This is a genomic window from Microbacterium sp. HSID17254 (genome assembly GCF_003989315.1).
Lineage (GTDB): Bacteria > Actinomycetota > Actinomycetes > Actinomycetales > Microbacteriaceae > Microbacterium.
Window position 1 is genome coordinate 232,083 of record NZ_RBLT01000001.1, and the last position, 23,456, is coordinate 255,538.

At 71.7% G+C, this 23,456-nt stretch carries 21 protein-coding genes; 12 read left to right on the forward strand and 9 right to left on the reverse strand.

All coding sequences use genetic code 11. From position 1 onward, the window contains the following. Positions 1-79 precede the first annotated feature (79 nt). The 8 genes from D8M34_RS01125 to D8M34_RS01160 all read right to left on the reverse strand — a co-directional run bounded on the left by D8M34_RS01125 (position 80) and on the right by D8M34_RS01160 (position 9,624). Entirely contained in the window at positions 80-892 is an 813-nt protein-coding gene (locus tag D8M34_RS01125; RefSeq protein WP_126892933.1) for a serine hydrolase, read from the reverse strand. Beyond that, the gene (locus tag D8M34_RS01130) at positions 889-1,722 is read right to left on the reverse strand and encodes a serine hydrolase (protein WP_062766742.1); all 834 of its coding nucleotides are present in this window, start codon (positions 1,720-1,722) and stop codon (positions 889-891) included. Before D8M34_RS01130 ends, D8M34_RS01125 begins: the two co-directional genes overlap by 4 nt. After that, the gene (locus tag D8M34_RS01135) at positions 1,719-2,681 is read right to left on the reverse strand and encodes a S66 peptidase family protein (RefSeq protein WP_062634101.1); all 963 of its coding nucleotides are present in this window, start codon (positions 2,679-2,681) and stop codon (positions 1,719-1,721) included. Before D8M34_RS01135 ends, D8M34_RS01130 begins: the two co-directional genes overlap by 4 nt. Next, positions 2,678-4,327 carry an ATP-binding cassette domain-containing protein gene (locus tag D8M34_RS01140; protein WP_085607806.1) on the reverse strand — a complete coding sequence of 550 codons (1,650 nt, stop codon included), beginning with the start codon at positions 4,325-4,327 and terminating at the stop codon, positions 2,678-2,680. Before D8M34_RS01140 ends, D8M34_RS01135 begins: the two co-directional genes overlap by 4 nt. Before the next feature lies 1 nt (position 4,328). Beyond that, positions 4,329-5,243 (reverse strand): ABC transporter permease, encoded by a 915-nt coding sequence (locus tag D8M34_RS01145; protein WP_082758500.1) that lies wholly within the window; start codon positions 5,241-5,243, stop codon positions 4,329-4,331. Then, positions 5,240-6,283 carry an ABC transporter permease gene (locus D8M34_RS01150; protein ID WP_062634106.1) on the reverse strand — a complete coding sequence of 348 codons (1,044 nt, stop codon included), beginning with the start codon at positions 6,281-6,283 and terminating at the stop codon, positions 5,240-5,242. Before D8M34_RS01150 ends, D8M34_RS01145 begins: the two co-directional genes overlap by 4 nt. Positions 6,284-6,355: 72 nt before the next feature. Next, on the reverse strand, positions 6,356-8,161 hold the full coding sequence (locus D8M34_RS01155; protein ID WP_238695570.1) for an ABC transporter substrate-binding protein: 1,806 nt from the start codon (positions 8,159-8,161) through the stop codon (positions 6,356-6,358). Positions 8,162-8,475: 314 nt separating this feature from the next. Continuing rightward, positions 8,476-9,624 carry a M20/M25/M40 family metallo-hydrolase gene (locus D8M34_RS01160; protein ID WP_126892935.1) on the reverse strand — a complete coding sequence of 383 codons (1,149 nt, stop codon included), beginning with the start codon at positions 9,622-9,624 and terminating at the stop codon, positions 8,476-8,478. A gap of 93 nt (positions 9,625-9,717) precedes the next feature. On the opposite strand from D8M34_RS01160, the gene D8M34_RS18725 reads away from it, so the two are divergent. From D8M34_RS18725 to D8M34_RS01215, 11 genes are all read left to right on the forward strand, one after another. After that, positions 9,718-10,494 carry a GNAT family N-acetyltransferase gene (locus D8M34_RS18725; RefSeq protein WP_153244974.1) on the forward strand — a complete coding sequence of 259 codons (777 nt, stop codon included), beginning with the start codon at positions 9,718-9,720 and terminating at the stop codon, positions 10,492-10,494. Continuing rightward, positions 10,491-11,174 (forward strand): MurR/RpiR family transcriptional regulator, encoded by a 684-nt coding sequence (locus D8M34_RS01170; protein WP_126892937.1) that lies wholly within the window; start codon positions 10,491-10,493, stop codon positions 11,172-11,174. Before D8M34_RS18725 ends, D8M34_RS01170 begins: the two co-directional genes overlap by 4 nt. Next, positions 11,171-12,319: an o-succinylbenzoate synthase gene (gene menC, locus D8M34_RS01175; protein WP_126892938.1), complete on the forward strand. Its 1,149-nt coding sequence runs from the start codon at positions 11,171-11,173 to the stop codon at positions 12,317-12,319. The genes D8M34_RS01170 and menC overlap by 4 nt, the downstream gene beginning before the upstream one ends. A gap of 32 nt (positions 12,320-12,351) precedes the next feature. Next, positions 12,352-13,239 (forward strand): aminotransferase class IV, encoded by an 888-nt coding sequence (locus tag D8M34_RS01180; protein WP_126892939.1) that lies wholly within the window; start codon positions 12,352-12,354, stop codon positions 13,237-13,239. After that, positions 13,223-14,353 (forward strand): dipeptidase, encoded by a 1,131-nt coding sequence (locus D8M34_RS01185; RefSeq protein WP_238695571.1) that lies wholly within the window; start codon positions 13,223-13,225, stop codon positions 14,351-14,353. The genes D8M34_RS01180 and D8M34_RS01185 overlap by 17 nt, the downstream gene beginning before the upstream one ends. Further along, entirely contained in the window at positions 14,350-15,063 is a 714-nt protein-coding gene (locus D8M34_RS01190) for a type 1 glutamine amidotransferase (RefSeq protein ID WP_126892940.1), read from the forward strand. Before D8M34_RS01185 ends, D8M34_RS01190 begins: the two co-directional genes overlap by 4 nt. After that, complete coding sequence (locus D8M34_RS01195; protein ID WP_126892941.1) at positions 15,060-16,586, forward strand: serine hydrolase domain-containing protein; 1,527 nt, start codon at positions 15,060-15,062, stop codon at positions 16,584-16,586. Before D8M34_RS01190 ends, D8M34_RS01195 begins: the two co-directional genes overlap by 4 nt. Before the next feature lie 84 nt (positions 16,587-16,670). Beyond that, positions 16,671-18,284, forward strand: a complete 1,614-nt coding sequence (locus D8M34_RS01200) for an ABC transporter substrate-binding protein (protein ID WP_126892942.1) — start codon at positions 16,671-16,673, stop codon at positions 18,282-18,284. 46 nt (positions 18,285-18,330) lie between these two features. Next, positions 18,331-19,278 (forward strand): ABC transporter permease, encoded by a 948-nt coding sequence (locus D8M34_RS01205; RefSeq protein ID WP_126892943.1) that lies wholly within the window; start codon positions 18,331-18,333, stop codon positions 19,276-19,278. Further along, positions 19,275-20,087: an ABC transporter permease gene (locus tag D8M34_RS01210; RefSeq protein ID WP_126892944.1), complete on the forward strand. Its 813-nt coding sequence runs from the start codon at positions 19,275-19,277 to the stop codon at positions 20,085-20,087. The genes D8M34_RS01205 and D8M34_RS01210 overlap by 4 nt, the downstream gene beginning before the upstream one ends. Further along, entirely contained in the window at positions 20,084-21,592 is a 1,509-nt protein-coding gene (locus D8M34_RS01215; RefSeq protein ID WP_126892945.1) for an ATP-binding cassette domain-containing protein, read from the forward strand. Before D8M34_RS01210 ends, D8M34_RS01215 begins: the two co-directional genes overlap by 4 nt. On the opposite strand, the gene D8M34_RS01220 is transcribed toward D8M34_RS01215, so the two are convergent. Further along, on the reverse strand, positions 21,582-22,223 hold the full coding sequence (locus D8M34_RS01220) for a pentapeptide repeat-containing protein (RefSeq protein WP_126892946.1): 642 nt from the start codon (positions 22,221-22,223) through the stop codon (positions 21,582-21,584). The two genes, D8M34_RS01215 and D8M34_RS01220, sit on opposite strands and share 11 nt — an antisense overlap. Before the next feature lie 265 nt (positions 22,224-22,488). Between D8M34_RS01220 and D8M34_RS01225 the strand changes: the two genes are divergently transcribed. Then, positions 22,489-23,340: an endonuclease domain-containing protein gene (locus D8M34_RS01225; RefSeq protein ID WP_238695572.1), complete on the forward strand. Its 852-nt coding sequence runs from the start codon at positions 22,489-22,491 to the stop codon at positions 23,338-23,340. Positions 23,341-23,456: the final 116 nt, after the last annotated feature.

A 23,456-nucleotide genomic window follows, 5' to 3' on the forward strand; every position in this document is an offset into this window, starting at 1 on the left:
GGAGAAACCGGGTCGGCGGCGCCGCGGGAGCGGCGCGTCGTACCGACCGCCGCCGGATGTCCTGAGTTGTGAACCGAGGTCAGTCGGCGAGCGCGGCGTGGATGCCCTCGCCGATGCGGCGCATGGCGGCCAGCACCGGTCCGCGTCCGTCGGCGCCCCGGTCCCAGTTCGCCAAGACCGCGTAGGCGATCCGGCGGGTGGGGGACATGACGATCCCGGTGTCGGCGCGGACGCGGGAGATCGTGCCGGTCTTGTTCAACAGCCAGACGCCGCGATCGAAGCCCCAGTGCGCGAGCGGGTCGAGGTCGAACGCCGACGCGACCATCGACAGGTCCATGCCCGCGCCCAGCCAGCGGCGCAGCGTGTCGGCCGAGGCGGGGGAGAGATCGGTCCCGTCGGCCAGGCGCGACATGAAGAGCACGAGCTCCGCGGCGTTCGCGTGCGACAGCGTCTTCGGGGCACCGGGCGGGATCGGCCACCGCACGATGTCGTCGAGGGCCGAGGCCGTGTAGCCGAGCGCGCGCGTGTGCTCCTGCACGGTCGGGATGCCGATGACGCGGCCTAGCGTGTTGGTCGCGGCGTTGTCGCTCACGGCCCCGATGAGCGCGGCCACGTCGTACAGCGACAGCTCGGACGCCTGCAGCAGGTACCAGAGGCCGGAGTCCTCGATCGCCTCGACCGGCCGTCGGGTCACGCGCTCGTCGAGAGTCCGCGTGCCAGCGTCGACCTCGGCGAGGAGGCGGTGCAGGAGGAAGATCTTGCCGACGCTCGCCGTGTCCTGCACCGTCTCCGGGTCATGGCGCAGCAGCACCTCGCCGGAGTCGATGTCCTGGACGAGGATCGACCACACCGTGCCGTTCTCGTCGGGGAGCTCCACGTCGATCGCGCTCATGCGTCCTCCTCGTCTCGTGCGCGTCCGGTGACGTGCGCGCGGATGAGCTCGCCGACCGCGCGCATGCCGTCGAGCACGGGCGCGCGGAGATCGGCCGCGGAGTCCTTCCAGTTCGCCGCCACCGCATACGCGACGGCGGCCCTCGGGCCCCGCAGCAGCCCGACGTCGACGCGGGCGAAGCTCACGCTGCCGGTCTTGTGGCGCAGCACCATGCCCTGATACTCGGCCTCGACGTGGGCGAGGGGGTCGAGGAGGAAGGCGTCGGCGGTCATCGACGTGTCGGTGTCGGCGGCGAGCCAGTCCAGCACCCGGGCGCTCACCGCGGGGGAGAACGCCTCGCCGGCACCGAGTCGGCGCATCACGTCGGACAGCTCGGCCGCCGTGCCGAACGACGGCGTCCAGGGCAGGTCGGGGGTGCGCTCGTTGCGGATGTAGTCGTGCAGGGCGGTGTCACGGTATCCGAGTGCCGGAGCGACGGCCCGCACCTCCTCCAGACCGCAGAGGTGGATCAGGGCGTTCGTGGCGAGGTTGTCGCTCACCGCCCCGACGAGGAGCGCCGCATCGTGGACCGTGATGCGCTGATCGTGCATGCGGTACAGCAGCCCGGAGTCCTCGACGCGGTGCTCGTCCGGGATCTCGATCCGGTCGTCTTCGGCGAGCGCGCCCGCCTCCAGCCGTCGAGCGACCTCGAGGAGCAGGAAGATCTTGCCGATGCTCGCGGTCTCGCACTGCGTGTGCGGCTCGTGCTCGGCCAGGGTCTCCCCGGTGCCGGCGTCGACGAGCCGGATCGACCAGGTGACGCGGGGATCGAGGGGCGGAAGGGCGATCATGGCCGTCCCACCGTGAGGCGGGGTTCGTCGCCGGTCGCGTCCAGCACCCCGTCGACACCGAGCGGGATGGTCAGGGCGTGCGGGTCGTGGCCGAAGCCCTGCTCCCACAGCACGGGGACCCCGGCGTCCTGGAACTCGTCCCGCATGAGCGCGTGGACGAGGTCGAGGTCGCCGCACTCGTGCCAGGAGCCGAGCACGATGCCCGTCGCCTGGGCGAGACGGCCCGCGCGCCGGAGCTGCGTGACGAAGCTGTCCAGGCGGTACGGCTCCTCGGTGATGTCCTCCAGGAACAGGATGCCGGGGGAGGGGACGTCCGCCTCCGGGGCGCCGAGTCCGGCGGCGAGCAGGCTGAGGTTGCCGCCCGTGAAGCGCCCTTCGGCGCGGCCCGGCGTCATGATCTCGGTCTTCGGGCCGATGAGCTCCCGCCCGCGCCAGGGTTCGAAGAGCCAGCGCTGCACGTCGTCGCGCACCTGCTCCGAATCGCGGAAGACGTTGTTCCCTGCCATCGGGCAGAAGAGCGTCGCGACGTCGAGGTGCGCGCGCCACGTCTCGTGCAGGGCGGTCACGTCGGACGAGCCCGTGAGGAGCTTCGGCCGCCCGTCCCGGCGCAGCGCCCCGCGGCGCATGTCGGCCCAGTCGATGCCGTCGAGGAGGCGCAGGGCACCGTAGCCGCCGCGAGCCGTGACGACGGCGTCCACGTCCGGATCGAGCCAGGCGTCGACGAGGTCGGCGCGGCGGAGGTCGTCCGGCCCCGCGAGGTACGACGCGCGCGGGTGGGGCGTGAGGACATGCTCACCCACCCGGACGTTCAGCCCCCAGGACTCGTAGTAGCCGACGGCGCGCTGCGTGTTCTCCTCGTTGCCGGGACCGGACGGCGAGACGATCGCCACCGTGTCGCCGGGCTGCAGGGGAGCCGTGTCGAGATACGGCGACACCGCCGCCTCCGTCAGGGTGCTCATGCCGTCTTCTCCTCGATGCGCGGCGCCGCGGACAGCAGGTGCCGGGTGTACTCGTGCTGCGGGTTCAGCAGCACCTCTTCGGTGGGTCCGTGCTCGACGATCTGTCCGTGGTACATCACCGCGACCGTGTGGGCGATGTTCCAGGCGAGACCGAGGTCGTGCGTGATGACGAGGGCGGAGAGCCCGAGGCGGCGGCGCAGCTCCAGCAGGAGTCCGAGGATCTCTCCGCGCACGGACGCGTCGAGCGAGGCGACGGGTTCGTCCGCGATGAGCAGCTGCGGCTGCACGGCGAGCGCACCGGCGATGACGACGCGCTGCCGCTGCCCGCCGCTGAGCTCCTGCGGGATGGCGCCGAAGTAGCGCTCCGGCGGGGTGAGCTCCGCGTCGGCGAGGCTCTGTGCCACGCGTTCGCGCTCGTCGCCGGGGAAGCGCTGCACGCGCAGCCCCTCGGCGACGGACTCGTAGACGCTGTGCTTGGGGTTCAGGGCGGCCCACGGGTCCTGGAGCACGAGCTGCACCTGCGAGCGGAACCGCGCGAGGTCGCGACCTTTCGACGGGATCGGTGCGCCATCGAAGAGGATCTGCGACCCGGGGTCGGCGGGCTGGAGTCCCATGAGCGCGCGGGCGAGGGTCGACTTGCCGGAGCCGGACTGGCCGACGAGCGCGACGATCTCGCCCTTGCGCACCGAGAGGTCGACGTCGCGGACCGCATGCACGGGGCGCCCGCCGGAGCGATAGGTGACGTTGACTCCGCGCGCCTCCAGCAGCACCTCGTCGCCGTGGGTGATCTCCGGCACCTCGTCCGCATCGCGGCCGTGCCGCGTCACCGGGGCCATCCGCGAGGCGGGGTCGCCGATCGTGGGGAAGGCGTCGGCGAGCTGTCGCGTGTACGCCTCCTGCGGGGTCGTGCAGACCGCGTAGCTCTCGCCGACCTCGACGAGCTCGCCGTCGCGCATGATGGCGATCCGGTCGCACGCCGTGGCGAGCACCGAGAGGTCGTGGCTGATCATGAGCATCGAGATGCCGCGCTCCGCCACCAGACGCGAGATCATGTCGAGGATCTGCTTCTGCACGATCACGTCGAGCGCGGTGGTCGGCTCGTCCGCGATGATGACCTCGGGATCGCACGCGAGGGCCATCGCGATCATCACGCGCTGCTTCTGGCCGCCGGAGAGCTCGTGCGGGTACGACTCGCTCTTCTGCTGCGGCAGGTCGACGATGTCGAGCAGCTCCCGGACCCGCTCCTTGCGCGCCTTCTCGCCCTTCCATCGGTCCGAGGCGTGCAGCTCCAGCGCCTCCAGGAGCTGCCAGCCCACCGTGCGGACCGGGTTGAGCGAGTGCATCGCGCCCTGGAACACGATGGACGTCTGCGCCCAGCGCACGGCGCGCAGCTGCCCGAAGGACAACGTGGCGACGTCCTGGTCGCCGAGCAGCACGCGGCCGCTGAGCCGGGCGTTGCGCGGCAGGAGCCGCAGGACGCTCATGGCGAGAGTGGACTTGCCGGAGCCGGACTCGCCGGCGATGCCGAGCGTCTGCCCGGCGGGGAGGGTGAGCGAGACGTTGCGCACGGCCGCCACCTCGTCCCGACCCGACCGCCCCGAGGTGCGGTACGTGATGGAGACGTCGTCGAAGATCAGGTCGGGCATCTCAGCGGCTCCTCAGCGTCGGGTTGGTGATGTTCTCGACGGCGCGGCCCATCAGGGTGAACGACAGCACGACGAGGACGATGGCGATGCCGGGCACGAGCACGTACCACCAGTAGCCGCTGGTCGCCGCGGAGACGTCCATCGCGTTCTTCAGGATCGAGCCCCACGACTGCAGCGTGGTGTCGCCGAGGCCGAGGAACGCCAGGGTGGATTCGGAGATGATCGCCGAGCCGACCGTGAGGGTCGTGTTGGCGAGCACGAGCGGGAGCACCCCGGGGAGGAGGTGCTTCATGATGATGTGCCAGTGCCCGGCGCCGAGGGCCCGCGAGCGCTCGATGTAGTCGCGCGATTCGACGGACAGGGTCTGCGCGCGGACGACGCGGGCGGTGCCGGCCCAGGAGGTCAGGCCGATCGCGATGATGATCGTCCAGACGCCGCGGCTCAGCACCGACGACAGCACGATCGCGAGGATCAGCGACGGCAGCACGAGGAAGAAGTCGATGATGCGCATCATCAGCCCGCCGAAGAAGCCGGTGAAGTGGCCGGCCGAGAGACCGACGAGGGTGCCGATGATCATCGACATCGCCGTGGCGGCGAGGCCGACGAGTAGGGACACCCGGGCGCCCCACACCATGCGGACCCAGATCTCGCGCCCCTGATGGTCGGTGCCGAGGGGATGCTCCCAGGACGGCGGGGCGAAGCGCTGCACGTCGACGAGCTTCGTGACGTCGAGCATGCTGGCGGGGGCGATCACGGGGGCGAAGATCGCGATGAGCGCCACGATCACGAGGAAGACGAGGCCCACCATGCCCGCCCGGTGCTGGGCGAACTGCCGGCAGAAGTCGACGAAGGCGGTGCCGCGGCGGTGCCACGCCAGAGCGCGGGGCGAACGGATGGTCGGGGATGCCGTGGTCATGCGCGCCTCACCCTCGGGTCGAGCTGCCGGTAGATGAGGTCCGCGATGAGGTTCATCGCGATGATGATCGTGGAGAACACCACGAACGTGCCCTGCAGGAGCGGGAGGTCGGGGCCGGAGATGGCCTCGAAGGTGAGCTTCCCGAGCCCGGGCCAGGAGAACACCGTCTCCACCGTGACGGCCCCGGCGATGAGACCGCCGATGTGCATGAAGACGAGGGTGACGGTCGGCAGCAGGGCGTTGGGGACAGCGTGCCGACGGCGGACGAGGTCCTCCCGGAGGCCCTTGGCCCGCGCGGTGGTGAGGTAGTCGGCGCCCATCTCCTCGAGAAGCGAGCTGCGCATCACCATGAGGTACTGCGCGTACACGACCGCGACCATCGTGATCACCGGGAGCACCATGTGCGAGATCACGTCCAGGACCGCACCGACCGGATCGGTGGGCGGGTTGGGGGAGACCATGCCTCCGGTCGGGAACCAGTGCAGCGTGCCTCCGAAGACCATCAGGAGCAGCAGGGCCAGCCAGAAGGTCGGCACGGACCAGAACACGAGCGACGTGCCGGAGACGATGCGGTCGAAGGTGGAGCCGTGCTTCCAGGCCGCCTTCTGTCCGAGCCAGAGGCCGAGGGCGATCGCGATGATCGCCGCCGTGCCGGTGAGGAGGATCGTGTTCCAGAAGTACTGGCCGATGAGGTCGGACACCGACGTGCGGTAGACGTAGCTCGTGCCGAAGTTCAGGGTGAAGACGTTGCCGAGGTAGTCGACGAACTGCTGCCACAGGGGCTTGTTCAGACCGAGCTGCTCGCGCAGCTGGTCGGCCTGCTCGGCGCTCATCCCGCGCTCGCGGGCGATCGAGGCCACCGGATCGCCCGGCAGGATCTTGAAGGCGAAGAATCCGAGGAGGATCACCATCGCCAGGCTGATGGCCGCGCCGCCGAGCTTGACCAGGAAGTAGCGGAGGGCGCCGACGCCCTTCGGCTGCTCCTCGGCCGCGGCGCTCGTCGCGATGGCGGAGGTGGACGGGGGTACCGCGTTGGACATGGGGGTCTCCTTACAGCGGACCGGGAGACGCCGCGGGGGCGGAGGCCCGCCACCCGCGGCGTCTCGCCGGACTCATTCGACGTCGGCGATGTTGCGGCGACGGATCAGGAAGAAGATGAGCCCTCCGATGATGACCACCCCCACGACGATGCCTCCGATGAGGAGTCCGGTGTTCGTGCCGGTGCCGCCGGCGGTCGCGCCCTCGACGGGCTCGACGGTGAGGTAGCCCCAGTAGCCGGCCTGGTTGGCGATGATGCCGCCGTCCTTCGGCTGCAGCGTGAAGCCCGTGAAGCGGTCGGAGCGGTAGGCCTCCAACGAGTTGGCGTACCAGGTGGCGACCTGCGCGGTGTCGGTGTAGTTCAGCGCGAGCATGTCGTGCACGATCTCCTGACGCTTCTCGGCGTCGATCTCGGAGCGCTGCGCGGCGTACATCTCGTCGAACTCCGGGTTGCAGTACCCGTCCTGCGTGGTGCCGCCGGTGCCGTCGGTCGCGGTCGGCAGGTTCATGCAGGTGTTGATGCCCAGCTGGTAGTCCGGGTCGGGGTTGACCGACCAGCCGCTGAAGTACAGGTCGTAGTCGCCGGAGGTGGCCTTCGCGCTGATCGTGTCGGAGTCGGTGGACTCGACCGTGATCTCGATGCCGATGTCCTTCATCCACGGGACGAAGAAGTCGGAGATGGACTGCTCGTTCGCGTCGTCCGCGTCCGTCAGCAGGCGCAGGCTCAGGCGCTGGCCGTCCTTCTCGCGGATGCCGTCGGCGCCGGGGACCCAGCCCGCCTCGTCGAGCTTCGCCTGCGCGGCCTCGGGGTCGAAGCCCACGATCACGTCGTCGTCGTCGGCGAGGTGCCACTTCGGGAAGGACGCCGGGATGAAGCTCGTCGCGAGCGTGCCCTCGCCGTCCAGGACCTTGTCGAGGAGGGTGGCCGTGTCGGTGCCGAGACGGATGGCCTGGCGCACCTCGAGCTCCTTCAGCGCGGCGTTGCCGGTGCCGTAGGGCACGTTGTCGCGGGTCTGCTGACCGACGTTGATGCTGATCGAGTGGTAGCGGCGGCCCTCACCGGAGTGCGTGGTGATGCCGTCGACGCCCTCGAGTGCCGAGAACTGGGTGGGGGTGAGGCCGGTGACGAGGTCGACGTCGCCCGCCTTGAGCGCCTGCACCTGGGCGTCCGAGTTCGTGTAGTACACGTACTGGATCGCGTCGATCTTGGGGGCGCCGCGCCAGAAGTTCTCGTTCGCCTTCAGCACGATGGACTGGTTGGCCGAGTAGCTGTCGAGGACGAACGGGCCGGAGCCGACCACGTCGGCGTCGTTGGTGAAGGTCGTCGGGTCGTCGACCTCCTCCCAGATGTGCTTCGGGACGATCGGGATCTCCGAGCCGGGGTTCGGGGCCTGCGGGGTCTTCAGGGTGATCACGACGGTCTTGTCGTCCGGGGTCTCGACAGTGTCGAAGTTGGAGACGAGGTTGCCGTTGGCGGTACCGAGCGCGGGCACCGTCATCATCTGGTCGTACGTGTACTTCACATCGGCGGAGGTGATGGGCTCGCCGTCCGACCAGACGAGATCGTCCTGGAGGGTGAAGGTCCACGTCTGGCCGCCGTCGGTCGCCTCCCAGCTGTCGGCGAGGCCCTTCGTGGGGGAGCCGTCCTCGGCGTCGTTCTGCACGAGCGACTCGTAGACGTACCGGATGATGTTCGTCGGCGTCAGGTAGATCGAGATGAACGGGTTGAACGTGTCCACGAATCCGGAGGTGGCGATCCGGAGCGTCGTGTCGGAGGCCGGGGATTCGGTGGCGGCGCTGACGGACTGCGCCTGAGCGGCACCGACCGGAGCGGCGAGGAGGAGCGCGGAGGCGATCGCGGCGGCGGTCAGACTTCGCACGGTTCTGGAGCGGGGGGCAAGACGCATGGAAGGTCCCTTCGGGCGCCGCCCGGATCCACAGTGAAGCCGGGTCGGTGCTGACCATGCAAGCGGAAGACGGCCCCGTGGTCAAGACATTCGATGCGTATCGCGGAAGAAAAATCGCGCAGATCGGAAAGATCGCCGGCCGTCGAGCGGGTGTAACACGGCGGAAACACGCGGATGCCAGGATGCGCGCATCGGAACGAGGGGAGCGAAGGACGACTCCTCGACACGGACATCCGGAACGTATCTCGGGCCGGTTCGGGTCGGGCGCGGGAACCGGAATCGTATCGTCACTCCGCCGGGACGGTGAGCACGGCACGCAGGAGCGCGATGCGTTCGTGCAGGGAGGAGCGCAGGAAGTGCTCGTCCAGCGCATGCGCACCGCCGCCCCGGGGGCCGAAGCCGTCGACGGTCGGCAGACCCTTTCCGCCGAGGAGGTTCGTGTCGCCGGCGCCGGCCGCGGGGCGGCCGTCGACCTGCTGGCCGAGCGCAGCACCGGCCGCGGCGATCCGGGCGAGGAGGTCGGTGTCCCCCGCCGAGGCCTGCCAGGCGGGCCGGGCGCTCAGCACGGCGACCTCGAGGCGGGCGCCGGGGCGCACCGGCGCCAGCTCCTGGAGGGCGGTGAGGACGCGCTGCTCGCTGTCCGGGTCTTGGAAGCGGAGGCCGATCTCGGCGGCCGCGTGCGCCGGCACCACGTTGGTCCTCGCGCCGCCGTCGATGACGCCGACGTTGCACAGCACCGGACTCGGAAGCTCCGGGTCCGCCACGATCGTGCGGACCAGGAGGAGCTGGTCGACGAGCTCGTCGATCGCGGAGACGCCATGCTCGGGGTCGAGGGCGGCGTGGGCCGCGCGGCCGGTGACAGCGATGCGCACCCGGGCGCTGCCGCGGCGGCCGACCTTGAGGGCGCCGTCGGGATGCGGGGACTCGAATCCGATGGCGCAGGCCGCGCTCCTGGCCCGTTCCGCGAGCCGGGGGCCCGAGACGGGGGAGCCGATCTCCTCGTCCGCGACGAGCACGATCCGCACGGCGTGCCGCTGTTCGAGCGGCGCGGACTGCAGGTGCCGCAGGGCCTCGAGCATCACCACGATGCCGGCCTTCATGTCGTAGGCACCGGGGCCGCGCACGATGTCGTCCTCCTCGGCCCACGGCAGGTCGTCCGACAGGGTGCCCGCCGGCCAGACGGTGTCGGTGTGGCCGATGAGGAGAACTGGGTCTCCGGTGCCGGGGACGTCGATGACGAGATCCGTCCCGAGCTCGTGCGGGATCCGCTGGACGCTGCCGCCGACGCCGGCGAACCAGGCGGACAGCAGGTCGGCGATGCGGGCGCTCGCCTCCGTGTCGCGGCTCGGCGTCTCGATCAGCACGAGTTCGCGCACGAGTGCGATGATGTCGTCGGAAGGATGGTCCCCGTCGCGCACTGCCGAGAGAGTCGTCACGGTTACGAACCGTATCTTGCCCCTTGATCACCCCGCAACCCGCCGATAGCATCGCTCTCAGCAGCAGGACTCCTCGATCTTAGGAAACGTATCGTGCCTCATTCTTCGGTGGCCGCCGGTGTCGCCCACAGCTGCCGCGAACTCACCCGGTACACCGAGTTCCGTGAGGCCGCCGCGCTGTACGCCCGCGTCTTCGCGTACACGGAGAACGAGTACGCCCTCAACGCCAACCTGCTCACCGCCCTCGCCCGCAACGGCGGTTCCGCGGTCGGCGCCTTCGCCGACGACGGGGAGCTGATCGGGTTCGCGTACGGGTTCGCCGGCTGTGACACCACCGGCGCGTCCTTCCACTACTCGCAGGCGGCCGCCGTCGATGCCGCGCACCAGGGACGCGGCGTCGGCCAGGCGCTCAAGCTCGCGCAGCGTGCCGTGGCCCTGCGCTGGGGGCAGCGGACGATGCGGTGGACGTTCGATCCGCTGCTCTCGCGCAACGCCCATTTCAACCTGAGCTCTCTCGGGGCCGTCGGCATCGCGTACGAGCGCGACTACTACGCCCGCCCCGACACCGACCGTCTGGTGGTCTCCTGGGACCTGGACGTCGCCGATCGTCCGACCCGTCGGTCGCTCCCCGTCCCTCCCGTGCTCGGGCCGGACGACTGGGGGCGGGCCGTGGCGGCGGACGGCGGCACCTGGATCGCGATCCCGACGCGACCCGGCGCCCTCGACGCCGAGGAGCGCGCGGTGCTGCGGCGGGATCTGGAGCGGACGATGACCGCGGCATTCCGCCGCGGAGACGTCCTCGTCGGGGCCACGCGCCTCGACGACGACACGGCGGTCTACCGCGCGACACCTCGGGAGGGCACGGCATGAACGACCACGACCAGGAGGATCGCGACCTCGTCTCTCCGCGGGACCGCTACGGCGAGCGCATCCGCACCAACCTCTCCGCCGAGAGCATCCAGGCGCGGATCATCGAGACGGAGCAGCGCACGCTCGCCCAGACCTTCGAGGAGCTCAGCCGCTCGGCCCAGGTGCCGCAGGCCGCGGCGCTGCTGCTCGGTGCCCGGCGACGGTACGTCGCCGGCGAGGGCAAGGCGGCGGCGTACGCGCAGCTCCTCAACGCGGATCTCTCGGCGACGCTGTCGAACGTCTTCCTCGTGGACGGGCACGCGCTGCAGCCGCTCACCGTGCTCACCGACGTCCGGGCCAGCGACGTGCTCATCGCGTTCTCCCTGCGGCGCTACCGGGAGGAGACCGTGCGGCTCGGGCGGCTCTTCCACGAGGCGGGCGGTCAGCTCGTCGTGATCACCGACAGCGAGGACGCCCCGCTCGCATCCATCGCGACCTCGCTCATCCGGGTGCGCACGGGATCGGCGTCGTACGCCGACTCGCCGACCCCGGTCGCGGCGGTGTGCCACCTGCTGAGCGCGCTCACCACGGCGAGCGCGAAGGGAGCGCGACGGCGGCTCGCCGAACGCGACCGGCTGGTGGCGCGCCTGGGTCTCTACGGCCCCGAGACCGCGCGGCCCCGCCCGGAGGAGGACGCGTGAGGGTCGTCCGCGTCCGGCTGTTCGCCCTGCGTCAGCCGCTGCGTCACAGCTTCGAGACGAGCTCGCACCGCAAGTCCGGCATCGAGCACGTGCTCGTCGAGGTCACCGATGCCGACGGCCAGACGGGGTGGGGGGAGATCGCGTCGCCGTCCGATCCGTTCTACGGAGCGGAGACCACGGTCACCGCGTGGGAGATCGCGACCCGCTACCTGGTGCCCGCGCTGCTCCGCGCCGAGGGGGAGGAGCCGGCGGAGCTGGAGGCGTCGTGGGCACGGGTCCGCGGGCACGAGTTCGCGAAGGCCGGGTTCTCCGGCGCGGTGTGGGACCTGGTCTCCCGGAGGCGGGGGATCGCGCTCGCCGCGGCCCTCGGCGGGACGCGCGACGAGGTCGTCGCGGGGGTGTCGCTGGGCATCGAGCCGTCGATCGATGAGCTGCTGGCCCAGGTGGAGCTGCAGCGCGCCGCCGGCTACCCCCGCGTCAAGCTCAAGATCGCTCCGGGCTGGGATGTGGAGCCGGTGCGTGCGGTGCGCGGCGCCTACCCCGACCTCGACCTTCACGTGGACGCGAACGGCGCGTATGCCGATGACGAGCGGGCGGCCGCGGTGTTCGCACGCCTGGACCGCGAGGCGCTGACCATGATCGAGCAGCCCTTCGCGCCGCGGGATCTCGTGGCCCACGCCGATCTGCAGGCGCGGCTCGGCACGGACGTGTGCCTGGACGAGTCGGTCGTCGACCTCGGCGACCTGCGGACCATGATCCGGCTGCGGGCGGGGCGGGTCCTCAACATCAAGGTGTCGCGGATGGGCGGGCTCACCGTCGCCCGCGCCGCGCACGACGTGGCGCGGGACGCGGGCATCCCCGTGTGGTGCGGCGGGATGCACGAGTTCGGCGTCGGGCGCGCTGCGAACGTCGCGCTGTCCTCGCTTCCCGGTTTCCTGCTGCCGTCGGATGTGTCGGGATCGGACAAGTACTACGAGTCGGACATCATCGCGCCTCCGGTGACCGCCGTCGCCGGTCGCGTCACGGTCCCCACCGGACCGGGGATCGGACACGAGGTGCTCGCCCAGCGCATCGCCCGTGACGCGTCCCGCGTCTTCGACTCCTCCGCGGCCGAGGCCCCTGAGGCCGTCCTGACCGCGGGCTGACCGGCCCCCGAACCCTGCGAGAGCGGAATCCCATGCGCGCACTGCTGCTGTACCGGCTCGATCTCGCCGCCGAGGCGGCGGAGGACGGGATCCATGCCGTCGATCCGCGGGAGCCGATCATCCGGGCGACCGACCTCGGCGTCACCCGCGGCGACGGCGTGTTCGAGACCGCCGTGGTGCGCGGAGGAAGGCCGCAGGCGCTGGAGGCGCATCTCGCGCGGTTGGAGCGTTCGGCGCAGCTCCTGGGGCTGCCCGCGCCAGGCTGCGAGCGGTGGGCACGGGCGGTGCGCCGCGCGGCCGCCGAGGTCTCCCGCCCCGGAGTGCTCCGCGACGGGGAGATCGCCTCGATCAAGTTCGCGATGACCCGCGGGGACGAGATCGACCCGGCCGGCCCGACGGGGTGGGTGCTCGGCTTCGCGGGAGAGGATCCGGAGGCCGTCCGCGCGCGGGGCGTCTCCGCGGTGGTGCTCGACCGCGGGTACCGGCACGACGTCATGGAGACGGCGCCCTGGCTGCTGCAGGGAGCGAAGTCCCTCGCCTACGCCGTGAACCAGGCGGCACTGCGGGAGGCACGGAGCCGGGGTGCGGACGATGTCGTCTTCGTCAGCGCCGACGGGTTCGTCCTCGAAGGGCCGCGGTCGACGCTGATCGCGCGGCTCGACGGGGCGCTGGTCACGCCACCGCCCGAGTACGGGGTGCTCCCCGGGACGACCCAGGCCGACGTCTTCGCGGGACTCGCCGAGGTGCCCTCCCGCGTCGGTCCGATGATGCGGGACGATCTGGAGCGGGCGGACGCCCTCTGGCTCTGCTCCAGCACCCGGGGTGCGGTGCCCGTGCGGGAGCTGGACGGCGTCGCGCGCGCTGTGGACCCGGTGCTCACCGCGCGGATGAACGCGGTGCTGGATGGACGAGAGGACTGAGATGGTCGACGCGGACCTGCCGATCGATCGGGTGATCGACGGCCACAACGACCTCGCCTGGGCGAGCAGGACGCTGCTCGGCTACCGGGTCGCGGAGCTCTCCGGCCCGGTGGCGGCCACGCAGACCGACCTGCCGCGACTGACCGCGGGCGGGGTCGCCGGCCAGTTCTGGTCGGTCTGGGTCGATCCCGTGCTGGAGGGGGCGGAGCAGGTGGTGGCCACGCTCGAGCAGATCGACTTCGTGCACCGCCTCGTCGACGCCCACCCGCAGCGCTTCGCGATCGCTCGGACGGCGGCCGACGTGCGTGCGGCGATGGCGGAGGGGAGGATCGCCTCGCTCATCGGCATCGAGGGCGGCGACCAGCTCGGCGGATCGCTGGCCGTGCTGCGGCAGTTCGCGCGGCTCGGCGCGCGGTATCTCACCCTCACCTGGTCGCGGACGATCGCCTGGGCGGATTCGGCGACCGACGAGGCGCGCCACGGCGGTCTGACGGACTTCGGACGCGAGGTGGTGCGCGAGATGAACCGCATCGGCGTGCTCGTCGACCTCTCGCACGTCGCTCCGACGACCATGCGGCATGCCCTGGAGGTCACGACCCGCCCGGTGATGGTGAGCCACTCCGGCGCCCTCGCTCTGTGCGACCACCCCCGCAACGTGCCGGACGATGTGCTCGCCGCGATCGGCGCGCAGGGCGGCGTCGTGATGGTGCCCTTCGTCCCCACGTTCGTCTCTCAGGCCCGCCGCGACTGGTGGGAAGCCGGGGGAGAGGGAGAGGCGCCGCGCGTCGGCGTCGCGGACGTCGCCGATCACCTGGACCACGTGCGTCGCGTGGCCGGCGCACAGGCGGTCGGGATCGGCGCCGACTACGACGGCTCCGATGCGATGCCGGACGGTCTCGGCGACGTCTCGGGGTACCCGGCGCTGTTCGCCGAGCTGCGGCGTCGAGGCTGGTCGGAGGACGACCTCCGTGCCCTGGCGCACGAGAACGTCCTCCGGGTGCTGGAGGCGTCGGACCCCGACCACGAGGCCTTCCTCGCGGGCGGCGCAGGAGAGCCGGCCGCGGCCGCGCTCGTGCCGGCGGTCGACACGACGGTCCGGGAGGGGGCGCTGTGACCCCGCGCGTCCTCGTGATCGTGAACTCCGCGAGCTCCGGCCCGCGCCGCCTCGGCACCTGGCTGCGGGAGAAGGCGATCGACGTCGACGAGGTCGTGGGAGCCGAGCAGCCGCTGCCCGCCTCCCTGGACGGCTACGCCGGACTCGTCATGCTGGGCGGCGGGCTCATGCCGGACGACGATGACCGCGCGCCGTGGCTCGCGGCAGAGCGGGCGCTCGCCGCGGAGGCCATCGACCGCGACCTCCCCACCCTCGGCATCTGCCTGGGCGGTCAGCTGCTCGCCCACGTGGCCGGCGGCGAGGTCGCCGAGAAGACCGGACCCATCGAACGCGGCGCGACCCCCATCCGCCCCACCGCGGCGGGACGTGCCGACGCCCTGTTCGCGGCCCTCGGCGATGAGGCTCCGATGATCGAGAACCATCAGGACATGATCACGCGGCTGCCATCCGCGGCGGTGCTGTTGGCGACGAGCGCCGCCGTCGAGAACCAGGCCTTCCGGCTGGGGGCGCGGGTGCGCGGGGTGCAGTTCCATCCCGAGGCCTCCGCGGCCGACCTCGCCCGTTGGGACGACGCGGCACTGCGGGGAGAGGGACGCTCGCTTCCCGCCCTCATCGCCGCCGCCGAGCGCGTGCACGACCACAACACCGCGGCCAGCCGCGCGCTCATCGAGGCCTTCGCCGACGAGGTGCGCGCCGGGGTCCCCGTATGACCGGGCAGGATGCGGATTTCCTCGTCACCGCCGAGTCCGCCGCGGAGGCACTCCGCCACGGCCTGGACGAGCGCGCGCGTCGTGCCGCTCCGGCCGCCATCGCCGCGGTGGCCGAACGGGGAAGCATCCGCGCAGTGCTCACCCACGGCCATCCCCGCGCCGATGAGGCCCCGACGACGCGGGACACGGTCTTCCGCATCGCGTCGATGTCCAAGAGCTTCCTGGCCGCCACCGTGCTCTCGTTGCGCGACCGCGGGCTGCTCGACCTCCACGCGCCGATCCGCACCTATCTGCCGGAGGTCCGGCTACGGCATCGGGGTGCGGACGTCGAGGTCACCGGCGACCTGCTGCTCTCCAACCGGTCCGGTCTGGGGGAGGACAACGCCTGGGTGGACCGGCATCTCGGCGCCTCCCGTGCGGAGATCGCCGCCGTGTTCGCCGGTGGGGTGCACCTCGCGGCCGTGCCGGGAACCGTCTACCAGTACTCCAACCTCGGCCAGTCGCTGCTCGGCCGCGTCGTGGAAGCGGTGACGGACCGGGCCGTGGAGGACGTGATCCGGGAGACTCTGCTCGAGCCCCTCGGGCTGCGCCGGACGGCGCACGTGTCGGACGGCTACGCGCCGGAGACGCTGGCCGGCGGATTCCGGACGTTCGACGACGGCACCACGTTCCGCCCCGAGCCGTTCGTGGGGTCCGGCGCACTCGGCTGCATCGGCAGCATGTTCAGCACCGTCGACGACATCGCGAGATGGATGTGGTTCCTCGGCTCGGCCTTCACCGACGACCCGCTGGCGCCCGCCGTGCTGGCTCCGGCGTCGCGACGGGAGCTGCAGCAGGCCCGCACCCCCATCCCGGTGCCGTCGGCGATGTTCGACGGGCGCGATCTCGCGGGGGCCGGCTACGGCTACGGCCTCTTCGTCGAGGACGACCGGCGGTTCGGGCGGATCGTGCAGCACTCCGGCGGTCTTCCCGGATTCTCGGCGCACATGCGCTGGCACGCAGCCAGCGGCATCGGCGTCGTCGCCTTCGGGAACTCCGACGAGTTCGGCGCCCGGCGGATCGCAGGCGCCGCGCTCCAGCAGCTGCTCGAACGGACGGACGCCCCCTCCGCGGTCCTGCACCCGTGGGCGGAGACGGTCGCCGCCGCGCAGGCTCTCGACGCCGCGATCCGCTCGGGACGGCCCGCCGCCACGTACCCGTTCCTCGCCGACCATGTGCTCGATGACATCCCGGCCGACGTCCGCGATGCCCGGCTGGAGGCACAGGTCCAGGAGATCGGCGGAATCCGCGAGGACCAGGACCCGTTCCCCGACCGTGTGGTGGCCGCGGCGACCGAGGCCGAGCTGCGCTGGCGGATCGTGGGGAACCGCGGCGACCTCCTCGTCGACATGCGGCTGGTCGGGCTTCCGGAGCCTCGGGTACAGGGGCTGGGCGCGGCGGTGGTCGCGCCGGGACAGACGCGTGTCGAGGGGGAAGGGGCCGGGGCCGCAGAGCGACACCGGATCATCCTGCCGTCGCCCTGATCCCGGGTCGGACACAGATCGACCGGGTCCAAAAAACCGCCCTAGGATGGAGACATCCCGACCCGTCCGTTCTGAGGAATCCCCATGCCCGCCACCCCTGTGCGTCGCCTCCTTCCCCTCGCTGCGCTCGCCGCCGCCACCGCCCTGGTGCTGACCGCGTGCGCGGGCCCGTCCACGGAGAGCGACGGCGGTGAGCTCGTGTGGTCGATCGAGGGCGCGAACCTGTCCGCGGGGCACATGGACCCGCAGGTGAGCCAGCTCGACGTCTCCGGCATGGTGCAGCGCGCGGTGCTCGACTCCCTGGTGTTCCAGGAGGACGACGGCACGTTCAGCCCGTGGCTCGCGAAGAGCTGGGACGTCTCGCCGGACAGCACGGAGTACACCTTCACGCTGCGCGACGACGTGACCTTCACCGACGGCGAGCCGTTCGACGCGGAGGCCGTGAAGGCGAACTTCGACCGGATCGTCGACCCGGAGACCGCCTCGGCCCAGGCGGCGAGCATGCTCGGTGCGGACTTCTACGCCGGCACCGAGGTCGTCGACGACCACACGGTGAAGGTCTCGTTCACGCAGCCGTATGCGCCGTTCCTGCAGGCGGCCAGCACCCCGCAGCTCGGCTTCTACTCGCCGGCCGTGCTCGCCGAGTCGGCCGACAAGCTCAAGGCGGGCGGCCCCGACGTCACGGTCGGCACCGGACCCTTCGTGCTCACCGAGTACACCGCCGACCAGGAGATCGTCTACACGCGCAACGACGACTACGCCTGGGGTCCGCACGAGACGAAGGCGCCGGCGTTCGAGACGCTGCGCGTGCAGATCCAGCCGGAGGCGTCGGTGCGTACCGGAGTGATCGAGAGCGGCGAAGCCGACCTCGCCAGTAACATCCCGCCGAACCAGGTCGCCGGTCTGGACGACGCCGGCGTCACGGTCGACTCGGTGGAGTACCCCGGACTGCCCTACTCGCTCTACCTGAACGAGAAGTACGGCGTCTTCGCCGACGAGAAGGTGCGGCAGGCGTTCGCCCGCGGCATCGACGTCGACGCGGCGGTCGAGGAGATCTACTTCGGGCAGTTCCCGCGGGCGTGGAGCGTCCTCGGCAGCACGACCCCGGGCTATGACGCGTCGCTGGAGGACTCCTGGCCGCTCGATCAGGACGCCGCGAACGCCCTGCTCGACGAGGCCGGCTGGACGGAGCGCGACGCGGACGGCATCCGCATGAAGGACGGCGAGCGCCTGTCCGTGCGATGGATCGCCTGGACCCCGGTCCCCGACGACCGCGCGGCGCTGGCCAACGCGATCCAGTCGGATCTCAAGGCCATCGGCTTCGAGGTGCAGCGCGAGGAGCTGGAGCCCGGTGCCTACAACGCCCAGTACGAGCCGAAGACGTTCGACCTCACCGACTGGGGCTTCTCCGGCGTGGACGCCGACTTCCTCCGTGCGCACCTGCACACCGACGGCTTCCAGAACGCCTCGCAGGTGAGCGACCCGGAGATCGACGCGCTCCTGGAAGAGGCCGTCGCGTCGAGCGACCAGGACGCCCGCAACGAGCTCTACACGCAGCTGCAGGAGTGGAACGCGGAGTACACGGCCATCGTCCCGCTCTACAGCCCCTCGGCGATCACAGCGGTCGGCGAGCGCGTGCAGGGTCTGGACTACGACCTCTACGGGCGGCCGCTCTTCTACGATGTGAGCCTCGGCTGACATCTGGCGGCCGTCGTTTCGAGGGAGCGGGCGGAGTGATCGAACCGTGACGGCGGTGCTCGGCCGCGCCCTCGGGCTCGTCGCCTCGGTGGTCATCGTGCTGTGGGGTGCCGCGACGGTCGCGTTCCTGGCCTTCCGGGTGATCCCCGGCGACCCGGTCTCGGTGATGCTGGGGCCGCAGGCGCAGGTGAGCGAGGCGGTGAAGGACGGCATCCGCGCCGATCTCGGGCTCGACCGCCCGCCGCTGGAGCAGTACGTCGGCTTCATCGGGCAGCTCGCCCGCGGCGACCTCGGCGAGTCGTACCAGCTGCGGCTGCCGGTGACCGAGGTCATCGGACGGCAACTGGGTGCGACCGTGCAGCTCTCGGCCCTGGCGCTGGGGATCGCCGTCGTCCTCGCCCTCGCGGTGGCGGTCTTCGTGCGGGGCCGTGTCGGGCGCACGGTGGCCGCCGGCGTCGAGCTCGTGGTGCTCTCCTCGCCGGTGTTCTGGATCGGGCTGCTGCTGCTCAGCGTCTTCGCGTTCGGTCTCGGCTGGTTCCCCGTCTCTGGCACCCGCAATCCGGCGACCATCGTCCTCCCGGCGATCACGCTCGCCCTCCCGGTGGCGGCACTGCTCAGCCAGGTGCTGCGTGATGGGCTGATGCAGGCGGAACGGATGCCCTTCGCGGAGACGGTCCGTGCGCGGGGTGCCGGACCCACCTGGTTCACGCTGCGGCACGGGGTGCGGCACGGCGCCGCCTCGGCGGTCACCCTCGCCGCCTACCTCACCGGCTCTGTCCTCGGGGGTGCGGTTCTCGTCGAGACCGTGTTCGCCCGGCCCGGCCTGGGGCGGGTCACCCTCGCCGCCATCAACGACCGCGATCTCCCTGTCCTCACCGGCATCATCCTGCTGAGCGCTCTCGTCTTCGTCGTCATCAACGTGGTGGTGGAGCTCGTGCATCCGCTGATCGACCCCCGCGTCGCCGCCTCCTCGCGACCCGGAGTCGTCCGATGAGTCGGGGGCAGCGCATTCTTCTGGGCTCCGCCGTGCTCGTGCTGGCGGTGGTCGCCGTCGCCGCCCTGTGGCCGGGGCTGCTCGCCACGCACGATCCGCTGCAGACGGAGGTCCGGGCCGCTCTGCTGCCGCCGAGCGCCGATCACCTCTTCGGCACCGATCAGAGCGGCCGCGACGTGTACTCCCGCGTGGTGTTCGGCGCGGGGCGCTCGGTGGGGATCGGGCTTCTCGCCACCGCCATCGCCCTCGCCGCGGGCCTGCTCGTGGGGGCGCTCGCCGGCATGTCGCCTCGGGGTGTGGACGTCACGCTCATGCGCATCAACGACGTGCTCATGGCGTTCCCGGAGTTCCTGGTGGCGCTCGTCGTGGTGGCCGTGCTGGGTCCGGGACCGGTGAACATCGCCATCGCGGTGACGCTGGCCGCCGCACCCGTGTACGTGCGCCTCGCCCGCGTGCAGACCAGGACGCTGCGCGTGGCCGAGCATGTCGAGGCTGCCCGGATCCTCGGCGTTCCGCCGCTGCGGGCGTTCCGACGCCATGTCGTGCCCGGGGTGCTGGGTGCGCTGAGCGTGCTGGCGACCATCGGCATCGGATCGAGCATCCTGGCCGCGGCCGGACTGAGCTTTCTGGGTCTCGGGCCGTCCGAGCCGACCCCGGAGTGGGGCCTCATGCTCGCCGGCGGGCGCAACGTGCTCGGGCAGGCCTGGTGGGTGTCGGTCTTCCCCGGACTCGCGATCACGCTGACGGTGGTGTGCGCGACGGTGGTCGGACGCATCCTCCGGGCGCGGGCGGACGGGAGGGACGCATGAGTGCGGCGCTGGAGGTCGAGGGACTGCGGATCGCCTTCGCCGGGACTCCCGTCGTGGAGGACGTCTCGTTCACGGTGGACGCCGGCGAGTGCGTGGCGATCGTCGGGGAGTCGGGGGCGGGGAAGTCGCTCTCGGCCCGCGCTCTGCTCGGCCTCACGCCGTCGACGGCAGACGTCGCCGTCGACCGGCTCCGCATCGACGGGGTGGACACCGCCACCCTGACCGAGCGCGGCTGGCGGCGGCTCCGGGGGACCAGGATCGGCCTCGTCTCGCAGGACGCCCTCGTGTCACTGGACCCGTTTCGACGGATCGCGGACGAGATCGCCGAGCCGCTGCGGCTGCACCGCCTCGTGCGCGGACGCGCGGCCCTCGCTGCGCGGGTGCGGGAGCTTCTCGGACGGGTGTGGATGCCCGACCCCGACCGCCGTGCACGGCAGCGTCCGCAGGAGCTCTCCGGAGGGTTGCGGCAGCGCGCGCTCATCGCCTCGGCACTCGCCGGGAACCCCGCGGTGCTCGTCGCGGATGAGCCCACCACGGCCCTGGACGCGACCGTGCAGGCCCGGATCCTCGTGCTGCTGCGGGAGATCGCCGACGACGGCACCGCCGTGGTGTTCATCAGTCACGACTTCGCGGCCGTGCGGCGGGTGGCGGATCGCGTGCTCGTGATGAAGGACGGCGGGATCGTGGAGTCCGGCCCGGTCGCGGAGGTGCTCGCCGCCCCCCAGCACCCGTACACGCGGCAGCTCATCGCGGCGACGATGCATGAGCCGCGGGAGGAGCGTGCGGCGTCCTCGGACGTCGTGGTCGTCGCCGAGGAGGTGTCCAAGGCGTTCGGCGGGGTGGCCGCCGTCGTCGACGCCTCGTTCACGGTGTCTGCCGGTCGGACGCTGGGCATCGTCGGCGAATCCGGATCGGGCAAGACGACCCTCGCCCGGATGCTGGTGGGCGTCGAGAGGTCGGACACCGGAGTGCTGCGCTGGACCGGAACGCCGCGCGTGCAGCTCGTGCACCAGAACCCGCTCGGCGCCTTCGACCCGCGGTGGACGGTGGGGCGGTCGCTGGAGGAGGCACTGGAGGCGGGAGGGGTGCCGCGTGGTGCGCGTCGGACGCGGGTGGCGGCGCTGCTCGCGGAGGTCGGGCTCGATGCGAGTCTGGCGGCCCGACGGCCGGCGGCGCTGTCGGGCGGGCAGCGGCAGCGGGCGGCCCTCGCCCGAGCGCTCGCCGCCGACCCGGACGTGCTGGTGCTGGACGAGCCCGTCTCCGCTCTCGATCCCTCGGTGCGCGAGCGGGTGCTCCGGCTCCTCGCGCGGGTGCAGGAGGAGCGGCGGCTCACGATGGTCTTCGTCTCCCACGACCTCGACGTCGTCGGCGCCGTCGCGGACGACGTCCTGGTCATGCAGGACGGCCGGATCGTCGAGCAGGGGCCCACGGCGGCGGTGTTCGCGGCGCCGCAGCATCCGTTCACCCGGGAGCTGCTCGCGGCCAGCGGCCCCGTCAGTCCGTGACGGTGATCCCGAGGCCGGCCGCCATCACGGGCGCGAGCTGCTGCACCTGCACGGACGAGAGCGTGGTGCCGCGCAGGCTCTGGACGTCGAGGTAGGAGAGCGCGTCGAGGCCGCGGAGGTCCACGTCCTTCGCGCGCAGGCCCCGGGGGTCGACCTCGTCGCTGCGCGAGGCCTGGAACCGGACGCGCGTCAGTTCGGCCTGCGGGATGTCGATCGTGCGGACGGCGCATCCTACGACGTCGAGGTCTTCGGCGCGGGCGGCGCCCAGGTTCAGGTAGTCGATGCGCACGTCCCGCAGCTCGAGCTCGGCCACGCGGGCGTCACCGAGGTCAAGGGTCCCGATGCGGCCGCCCGTGATCCGGAGTCGACGGATGCTCGCGTTCCGCAGCCGGAGCGACGCGATGCGCGGTTCGGGCAGGTCGACGTCGAGGAGCGTGGCCCCGGTGAGGTCGATGCTGTCGGCGTCTGCCTGGACCGCGCACTGCTCGAGCGTGGCGTACGCGAGGTCGACGGTGCCCGTGAGCTCCAGCGCGGCGGCGAGGAGGTCGGCCCGGCGCGCGGCTTCACGCGGCTCCAGCACGGGCGGGAGGTCGGGCGCGGACACACGGGGTGCGGTCGGGGAGTTCGGCATCCTCCGAGGCTATGTCCTCCCTCCGACACCCTCGCTCCTCCGTGGCTCCGGGCCTCAGCCTGCGGGAGATCGCTGATCTGCGCCGCGTCGCAGGCCCTCGGCAGGTTCCTCCGACGGGGGCGTGAATCTGCGACATCGAGCGGGGGTACGGAGGAGAGGGACTCGGGCTGCACAGGAGAGGGAGTGGGGGAGTTCTGCACAGAGGGTGGGAGGAGCTGGCTGAGGCGGGGTACGAGGGAGGGGCGGGGGGAGCAGCATCGAGGGCATGAACGGGATGAGGCGGGCGCGGCTGCTGCAGGCGATGCGCGAGGTCGACGGAGTCGCACGGGTCGAGCGGCTGCGGGATCGCGGGATCAGTCGGTACGACCTCGAGACGGCGGTCGCGGAGCGGATGATCCAGCGGGTGCGGGTCGGGTGGGTGGCGCTGCCCGACGCCGATCCGCGTCGGGTGACCGCGGCGCAACATGGTGTTCTGCTGACGTGCGTGACGCAGGCGCGGCGGCTGGGCCTCTGGGTGCATGACGAGAGACCGCGCCTTCACCTCGCGGCCAGCCCGGGCAGCCGGGGCGGGAAGCCGCCGGGAGCCCGCGTGCACTGGGCTCGGCCTCTGGTCCCGCGACACCCCGATGCCCTGGAGGACCCGATCGAGAACGTGCTGAGCCTGGTGTCCACGTGCGAGCCGCACGAACAGGCGCTCGCGACCTGGGAGTCGGCGTTGAACAAGGGGCTCGTCGATCGAGAGAGGCTGCTCCGACTCCGCTGGGGACCGCGCGCGCGGCGGCTCCTGGCCGAGGCGCTGCCGTTCGCGGATGCGGGGCTCGAGACCTACCTGCGCGTGCGACTGCGCTGGCTCCGGCTGCCGCTGCGCTTCCAGACGTGGATCGCCGGGCACCGGGTGGACGCCCTGATCGGCGAGCGGCTCGTGCTGCAGATCGACGGCGGCACGCATGTCGGAGCCCAGCGCGACCAGGACAACCGTCACGATGCGGAGCTGAAGCTGCGCGGCTACCACGTCATCCGTCTGGGCTATCACCAGGTGATGGACGAGTGGCCCGCGGTGCAGGACCTCCTCATGCGGGCCGTCGCCCAGGGACTGCATCGTGCTCGCACGGCGTGATGTCGCAGATCCCGCCCCGGGTCGCAGGGATGTCCCCAGGTCCTGCGACGTCGAAGAGAATCCGCGGGAGGAGGAGCACGCGTACAATGGGCACACGAGCATCGATCCGGCCATCA